This is a genomic window from Kitasatospora sp. NPDC007106 (assembly GCF_040634455.1).
In the GTDB taxonomy this organism is placed as follows: domain Bacteria; phylum Actinomycetota; class Actinomycetes; order Streptomycetales; family Streptomycetaceae; genus Kitasatospora; species Kitasatospora arboriphila.
In genome coordinates this window covers 1-7,636 of the sequence record NZ_JBEYFP010000272.1, presented here as the reverse complement: position 1 = coordinate 7,636, position 7,636 = coordinate 1, and the positions used below count along the sequence as shown (strand labels likewise).

General features: G+C 75.4%; 7 protein-coding genes and 1 pseudogene. 5 read left to right on the top strand and 3 right to left on the bottom strand.

The window, feature by feature from the left end; translation table 11 throughout:
* The 5 genes and pseudogenes from ABZ641_RS20470 to ABZ641_RS20450 all read left to right on the top strand — a co-directional run.
* Positions 1–285, top strand: a pseudogene (locus tag ABZ641_RS20470) (hypothetical protein); the annotation flags it as partial.
* Between the two features lie 56 nt (positions 286–341).
* Positions 342–1,292, top strand: coding sequence for a segregation/condensation protein A (locus ABZ641_RS20465; protein WP_359983637.1), 951 nt, complete (start codon positions 342–344; stop codon positions 1,290–1,292).
* Between the two features lie 329 nt (positions 1,293–1,621).
* Entirely contained in the window at positions 1,622–2,185 is a 564-nt protein-coding gene (scpB, locus tag ABZ641_RS20460) for an SMC-Scp complex subunit ScpB (RefSeq protein ID WP_344626950.1), read from the top strand.
* 86 nt (positions 2,186–2,271) lie between these two features.
* The gene (locus tag ABZ641_RS20455; protein ID WP_344626927.1) at positions 2,272–3,507 is read left to right on the top strand and encodes a pseudouridine synthase; all 1,236 of its coding nucleotides are present in this window, start codon (positions 2,272–2,274) and stop codon (positions 3,505–3,507) included.
* A gap of 217 nt (positions 3,508–3,724) precedes the next feature.
* Complete coding sequence (locus tag ABZ641_RS20450) at positions 3,725–4,705, top strand: helix-turn-helix domain-containing protein (RefSeq protein ID WP_344626928.1); 981 nt, start codon at positions 3,725–3,727, stop codon at positions 4,703–4,705.
* 25 nt (positions 4,706–4,730) lie between these two features.
* Here ABZ641_RS20450 and ABZ641_RS20445 read toward each other — a convergent pair whose 3' ends face one another.
* The 3 genes from ABZ641_RS20445 to ABZ641_RS20435 form a co-directional block, all read right to left on the bottom strand.
* Positions 4,731–5,093: a DUF952 domain-containing protein gene (locus ABZ641_RS20445; protein WP_344626929.1), complete on the bottom strand. Its 363-nt coding sequence runs from the start codon at positions 5,091–5,093 to the stop codon at positions 4,731–4,733.
* Positions 5,094–5,140: 47 nt separating this feature from the next.
* The gene (locus ABZ641_RS20440) at positions 5,141–6,742 is read right to left on the bottom strand and encodes a mucoidy inhibitor MuiA family protein (protein WP_359983633.1); all 1,602 of its coding nucleotides are present in this window, start codon (positions 6,740–6,742) and stop codon (positions 5,141–5,143) included.
* A gap of 2 nt (positions 6,743–6,744) precedes the next feature.
* The coding region (locus ABZ641_RS20435) for a DUF4139 domain-containing protein (RefSeq protein ID WP_359983631.1) at positions 6,745–7,636 on the bottom strand (892 nt) is incomplete at its 5' end.

The following is a 7,636-nucleotide window of genomic DNA, read 5'->3' as shown; positions in this document are numbered from 1 at the left end:
CGCCGGCACGCCCCCGAGGACCAGGCGGAGGCCCGCCGGCCCCGCCCGCGCAGCCGTGCCGCCCGCCGGCCCACCGGCCGCGAGCGGCACGACGAGAAGATCACGGTCTACGTCTCCGCCGAGGAGCTCATGGACCTGGAGCACGCCCGGCTGGTGCTGCGCGGCGAGCACGGCCTCGCCGTCGACCGCGGCCGTGTCGTCCGGGAGGCCATCTCCGTCGTCCTGGCGGACCTGGAGCAGCGGGGCGAGGCGAGCATCCTGGTGCGGCGGCTGCGCGGCCGCTGAGGCCCGCGGAGGGCCCCCTCGGCCCCGACGTGGGCCGGCCCGGCCGGGGCGCGGGCGTGTCGGGCGCCCCGGGGGGTGGCGCGGCGGCCGGCCCGGGTGAAGATGGTCCGGTCATGACGAGCGCGCCCGAGCCCCCCGAGCCGGCCGCCCCAGCCCTGCCGGCCGGTGCCGGACCGGGCGAGGAGCGCGGCGGCTTCCGGGTGCGGCTGGACAACTTCGAGGGCCCGTTCGACCTCCTGCTCAGCCTGATCGCCAAGCACCGGCTGGACGTCACCGAGGTCTCGCTCTCCAAGGTCACCGACGAGTTCGTCGCCCACATCCGGGCGATGGGCCCGGACTGGGACCTCGACGCGGCGACCGAGTTCCTGGTCGTCGCCGCCACCCTGCTCGACCTCAAGGCGGCCAGGCTGCTGCCCGCCGCCGAGATCGAGGACGAGGAGGACCTCGCCCTCCTGGAGGCCCGCGACCTGCTCTTCGCCCGGCTGCTGCAGTACCGGGCGTACAAGCAGGCGGCCGCCCTGTTCGCCGAGCGCTGGGCGGCCGAGCTGCTGCAGCGCCCCCGCACGGTCGGCCTGGAGCCGCACCACGCGCTGCTGCTGCCCGAGGTGGTCATCACCGTCGGCCCGGAGGGCCTGGCCCGGCTCGCCGCCAGGGCGACGGCGCCCAGGCCGAAGCCGGTGGTCTACGTCGACCACATCCACACCCCGCCGGTGAGCGTCCGCGAGCAGGCCGGGGTCGTCGTCGACCGGCTCACCGCGCTCGGCAGCGCGACCTTCGGCAGGCTGGTGGAGGACGCCGACAACACGCTGGTCGTGGTGGCCCGCTTCCTCGCCCTGCTGGAGCTGTACCGGGAGAAGGTGCTCGACTTCGAGCAGCCGGACGCCCTGGGCGAGCTGCTGGTGCACTGGGTCGCCGACACCGGCCGGCGCGTCGAGGTGACCGACGAGTTCGACCGTCCGCCCGGCGAGGGCGCGGACGGCCGCGGCAAGGACGGAGAACCGCAGTGAACGCCGATCAGCCGCGCCCCAGCCGGCGCACCCTCGGCCTTCCCGGCCAGGCCCGCCCCGACGAGTGGCAGGAGAGCGCGTACGCGACCGAGCCCGCCCACGGGGCGCCGGACGGCGCGGACGACGCGGCGGCCGCGGGGGAGGCCGCGGAGCAGCCGCACATCCCGGCGCCGGCGGCGGAGCCGGCCGCGGACACCTCCGAGCCCGAGCCGATGCCCGACCCGGCGCCGCTGCCCGCCCCCGAGCCGGAGCCCGAACCGGAACCGGAGCGGCCCGAGGAGTCCGGTGCCCGCGGGGTGCCGCTGCGGGCCGCGCTGGAGGCGATCCTGATGGTCGTCGACGAGCCCGCCACCGAGGCGCACCTCGCCGCCGTCCTGGAGCGGCCGCGCGCCGCGGTCGCCGCCGCGCTGCGCGAACTCGCCGCCGAGTACACCGCCCAGGGCCGAGGCTTCGACCTGCGCCACGTCGCCGGGGGCTGGCGCTTCTACACCCGTGCCGACTGCGCGCCGGCCGTCGACCGCTTCGTCCTGGACGGCCAGCAGGCCCGCCTCACGCAGGCCGCGCTGGAGACGCTCGCGGTGGTCGCCTACCGGCAACCGGTGTCGCGCAGCCGGGTCTCCGCAGTACGCGGTGTGAACTGTGACGGCGTGATGCGTACCCTGGTACAGCGAGGACTGGTGGAAGAGACCGGCTCCGAGCCCGAAACAGGTGCGATCCTGTATCGGACGACGAACTACTTCCTGGAACGGACGGGGCTGCGAGGCCTGGACGAGCTGCCCGAGCTCGCGCCCTTCCTGCCCGAGGTCGACGACGTGGAAGCGGAGTCCCTGGAGGGCACGATGATCGCGGAGGCGGTGGCCGCCGCCCGCGCGGCCGACGGCGAGAACGCCTGACCGTCCGCGTCCGATCGGTGAGGGGGCGGTGAGGTCGGCCGGCACGACACGCACTCCCACGACGGACACGACGTACGGACATTTTGATGCGCAGCAGTGGCAACGGCAGGAACAACAGCGGCGGACAGGGCCGGGGAGGCCAGGGACGCGGCGGACAGGGCGGGGGCCGGAGCGGCGGCGGCTCGCGCGGCGGGTCGTCCTACGGCGGCGGATCCTCCTACGGCGGTTCGTCGTACGGCTCCTCCGGCGGCGGCCGGGGCGGCTCGTCCTCCCAGGGCGGGCGCCGTGACGACAGGCGCGACGACAGGCGCGACGACCGCCGTGACGACCGGCGCTACCCGGACCGCCCGCTGCGGCCCGAGGAGCGCCGCTACGACCGCCCCGAGTACGGCGGCGGCCCCAACGCCACCCCCGGCCGCAGCAGCTTCGCAGCGCGCCGCCCCGGCGCCGCGCCCAAGCCGCGCCGCGAGGGCCAGGGCGCCCCGGGCGACCCGCGCCGCCAGCCGCAGCGCTCCCGCGAGCTCCAGGCCAAGATCGAGGACGCGGTGCTCGCCCGGCACGACAAGCCGGCCGTGAAGACCCCCAAGACCTTCGGCGAGCCCGAGGGCGAGCGCCTGCAGAAGGTGCTCGCGCGGGCCGGCATGGGCAGCCGCCGGGCCTGCGAGGAGCTCATCGAGCAGGGTCGGGTCGAGGTCAACGGCAAGCGGGTCACCGAGCAGGGCAAGCGGGTCGACCCGGCCAACGACGAGATCAAGGTCGACGGCCTGACCGTCGCCACCCAGTCCTACCTGTTCTTCGCGCTGAACAAGCCGGCCGGCGTCGTCTCCACCATGGAGGACCCGGACGGCCGCCAGTGCCTCGGCGACTACGTCACCAACCGCGAGACCCGGCTCTTCCACGTCGGTCGCCTCGACACCGAGACCGAGGGCATCATCCTGCTCACCAACCACGGCGAGCTGGCCCACCGCCTCACCCACCCGAAGTACGGCGTCACCAAGACCTACCTGGCCGCCATCCAGGGCCCGATCCCGCGCGACCTCGGAAAGCAGCTCGCCAAGGGCGTCGAGCTGGAGGACGGCTGGGCCCGCGCCGACTCCTTCAAGGTGGTCTCCAACGTCGGCAAGAACTACCTGGTCGAGGTGACCCTGCACGAGGGCCGCAAGCACATCGTCCGCCGGATGCTCTCCGAGGTCGGCTTCCCGGTCGAGAAGCTGGTGCGCACCCACTTCGGCCCGATCGCGCTCGGCGACCAGAAGTCGGGCTGGCTGCGCCGCCTCACGAACCCCGAGGTCGGCCAGCTGATGCGCGAGGTCGGCCTGTAGGGCGGACCGGGGCCGCACCGTCGGAACCTTCGAATCGAAGGCCTCCCCGCCGTTCGGCGGGGAGGCCTTCCGGCTCTTCGGCGGGGACCCCGTGTGAACCTCGACGCACCGCCTTGTCATGATGTGGATCTGTGGCGCAGGATGGCCACCGGACAGCAGCTCGACGAGTGGCGGAACTGCGCCACTGGGCCACTGGCCGCATGGGGGAAGGAGCGGCGTGCTCGACGCATTCGGAGCGCTCGGCCTGGGACGGCCGGACGGACAGGTGTACGCGGCCCTGGTGGTCTCGCCGCAGTCCACCGCCGAGGAGCTGGCCGGGCAGTGCGGCCTGACACTGCAGCAGAGCCAGGACGCCCTCGACCGGTTGGCCGAGCAGGGCATGGCCACCCGGGCCCCGGTCGACCGGGAACGCTACCTCGCGGTCGCGCCCGACGTCGCCATCGGCACCCTCATCGGCCACCGCGAGGCGGAGCTGCGCAGCGCCCGCGCCGAGATGCACCGGCTGATGGACGCCTTCCGCGAGGCGTCCCGCTACACGGACCCGGCGCACTCCGTCGAGGTCCTCACCGGCGGCGAGGCGATCGCCCAGCGGCTGGAGCACCTGGTCGACAGCACCCAGTACCAGGTGCGCGGCTTCGACTGCCCGCCCTACATCCAGGACCCGGTCGCCCAGATGCCCCGCCAGCGCGCCAAGCTCAAGGCGGGCGTGCGCTTCCGCACCGTGTACGACAAGGACGCGGTGGCCTGGCCGGGCCGGCTGGAGAAGGAGATCCTCATCGGCGTCGAGGACGGCGAGGAGGCCCGCGTCCGCCCCGTGCTGCCGATGAAGATGATGATGTCGGACGACAAGATGGCGATCATCCCGATCACCGTCGGCGACAGCGTGCTGGACGCCGCCTACGTCATCCACCCGTCGGCCCTGCTGCAGGCCCTGGACGCGCTGTTCGAGGCCGAGTGGGAGCGGGCCGTGCCGCTGCAGGCGGCGATCGGCGACGGCGAGGCCGACACCGGCCCCGAGGCCGACCACCGCAAGCTGCTCGGCCTGCTCGCCGCCGGCCTGACCGACGAGTCGATCGCCCGCTCCCTCGGCTGGAGCGCCCGCACCACCCAGCGGCGGCTGCAGAGCCTGATGCGCCAGCTCGGCGCCACCACCCGCTTCCAGGCGGGCATGGCGGCCCGCGAGCGCGGCTGGCTCTGACCGCCGCCGCCCGGACAGGCCCGGCTCAGCTCCAGGGGAGCAGCCGGGCCCAGCGGCCGTCCGTGCCGCGCTCGACCTTCTCCAGGCCGATCACCGCCGTCCGGTTCAGCCGGCCGTAGATGTGCGGGAAGAGCACGTCCGGCGTGGCGCCCTCCGGCGGCGGGCCGGAGGGCGCCTCCCACTTCACCATCGGCTCGACCAGCTTCTCCTCGATCAGCAGCGCCATCAGCGGATCCGGCGTGTCGGCGAAGAAGAGGTTGGCGACGGCCAGCACCGTCCGCTCGTCGGCCGAGCAGTGGATGAAGCCGTCGGTGAGCAGCGAGGCGGCCGCGTACGGCCGCCCCGGGTCGCGCAGCCAGTCGTCCAGCGGGGCGAGATGGTAGATCATGGGTCATTTCTACCGGAGTTGACGGGACAAATCCGGCTGGACCTGGCTCACAGTCCCGCCACCTTCGACGCCGCCGACACCTCGTACACGAGCGTGAGGGTGCGCCGGCCGCCCGGCGGCAGCGGAACGTCCCAGCGGACGACGCCCTCCGAGTCCAGCTCGTCCGGCGGCGGCGAGCAGGCCTCCTTGCGCAGCTTCACCTCCACCGAGGACACCTCGGACACCGGGATCCGCTCGCGCACCGTCACCACCTGCTCGTCCCGCTCCTCGGGCGCGGAGAACCGCGACAGGTGCAGCCGCACCGTCCGGGTGACCACCGTCCGCCCGGTGATGCCCGTCGTGCCGCGGCCCTCCTCGGTCTCCCGGACCACCCGGTGGCCGTCCGAACTGCCGAACGACAGCTCCGCCGCGGCCCCCGGGGCGGTGAACCGCAGCTCGCCGCGGCCGGTGAACCCGCTGCCCTGCACCAGGTCGACCGGCCCGGCCAGCAGCGCGTGCCCCGCGTCGTTGCGGAACCGCACCACCCGGGTGACCAGCGGCGACAGCTCCGGCGCGGCCGCGAACTCGCTGCTCGCCGCGGTGTCGAACACGGTCAGCGGGATCCGGTGCGCCCGCCCGTCGGCCGGCACCGACGCCGGCGACGCCGCCCGCAGCACCCGGATCTCGCCGCCGTCGTCCACCCCCGGCAGACCGTCCGCGGACGGGCCGGTCGTGCCGATCTCCTCCTCGCGCAGCTCCACCTCGACCGTCCTGCGCTCCTCCGCGGTGCGCTCCCGCAGGCTCAGCACGTCCTCGGTCAGCCGCGGCGGCTCCGAGGCCAGCGCCGACCGGGCCGTCGAGAAGGTCAGCCGCGCCCCGGACCAGTCCTCGCCGGTGCGCTGCCACACCACCGCCTCGGTCTCCAGCACCAGCCGCCCGCCCGCCAGCGAGGCCCGGTAGGCCGGCCGCCACAGCGCGCACGGCGTCAGGTGGCCCACCTTCAGCTCCGCCCGGCCCGCCGCCTCCGCCTCCACCGTCACCTCGACGTGGGCGAACAGCTCCGCCGGCTCCTGCTCGGCCGCGTCCAGCGCCCGCCGGGCCGCCGCCAGGTCCTCGGCCAGCTCCTCCAGCCGCGCCCGGGACACCCGCAGCTTCTCGCCGTGCGCGTCCCGCTCGCCGTCGATCCGGTCGAGCTCGCGGCCCCAGCGGCTGCGCTCCAGCTCGCCGCGGCCCGCGCCCTCACCGATCTCCCGCAGCAGATCGGCGGCCAGCTGGGCGAGCAGCGCCAGCCGGGCCTCCAGCCGCTCCCGGACCCGGGTCTCGGCCTGCTGCTCCTGCTCCAGGGCGTGTACCCGGTGCCTCAGCTCCGAGTCCCCGGCGGTGGGCGGCAGCGGGGCGCGCGGCACCCAGCTGCGCACCACCCGGGCGTCCAGCACCCGGACGCCCCCGCCGCCGGGCGCCTCCGCGCGCAGGGTGCGGTCCACGGCGAGCGCCGAGACCGGACCGAGCCGCAGCCGGCTGACCCCCGCGGGGAGGTCGACCACGGCGGTCCGTTCGACGTGCGCGCGGTCCTCCAGACAGGTCACCGCCGTCACCGGCAGCGGGTGGTCGGCCGCCGGCGCCTGCGGCAGCGGCTCGTCGGGGAGCGGGGCAATGGGTGTGTCGGTCATGGTCAGCTCCTCCGGTTGCCGCCGACGACGGCCTTGCCGGCCGGGATGCGGATCTCGTAGCCGCCGTCGAGTTCGGCGGTGCCGTCGGCGGGCAGTTCCACCCGCCAGCGCCGGGTGCTCGGCGGGTAGGCGTCGGACGGCCGGTCGGGCGCGGTCCAGGTGCCGCGCTCCTCGATCCGCACGTCCTGGTCGGTGGAGACCGGCACCCGCTCGCGCACCTCCACGGTGACGGGGTGCGGCAGCCGGTTCGCCAGCTCCACGTGGATGCGGTGGTCCAGCACCGTCGTGTTGTTGAGCATGCCCGCGGTGGACTCCCGCATCTCGGTGCGGCGGGCCACCCGCACCGCCTCCGCCTGGCCGAGGCCGACCCGGCGGGCACCGCCCGCCGCCAGCGTCGGCAGCGCCGCGGTCAGCAGGAAGTCCCCGTCCACGGTGACCTCCACCGGCCCGGCCAGCAGCGCCGAGGCCGTGGCGTTGGTCAGCACCAGGGTGCCGTACACCGCCTCCTCGACGGCCGGCACGCAGACGTACTCGGTGCGCAGCGACACCGGCACCTCCCCGACGGTGACGGTGTGCCAGGTGCCGTCCGAGGGCACGTCGGCCCGCGCCGCCGCGTCGTACCGCTGGTCGAAGGAGCCCGCCGAGACCCGCGGCCGCACCGCGTGCGCCGGCAGGGCCAGCGCCGCCACCGACTCGGCGAGGTTCCGCGACTCCGTCGCCGCCGGGTCGTGCACCGCCCCGGGGAACAGCAGGCCGCGCCGGTGCGCCGGCCGGTCCGGGCCGTCCAGCACCAGGCCCGCGTAGTCCAGCTGCGCCTGCGAAGGACCCGGCGGCACCGGCGGCGCCACCGGCTCCGGCGCCACGTCGAAGGCGGCGGCCGGTGCGGAGCGTGCC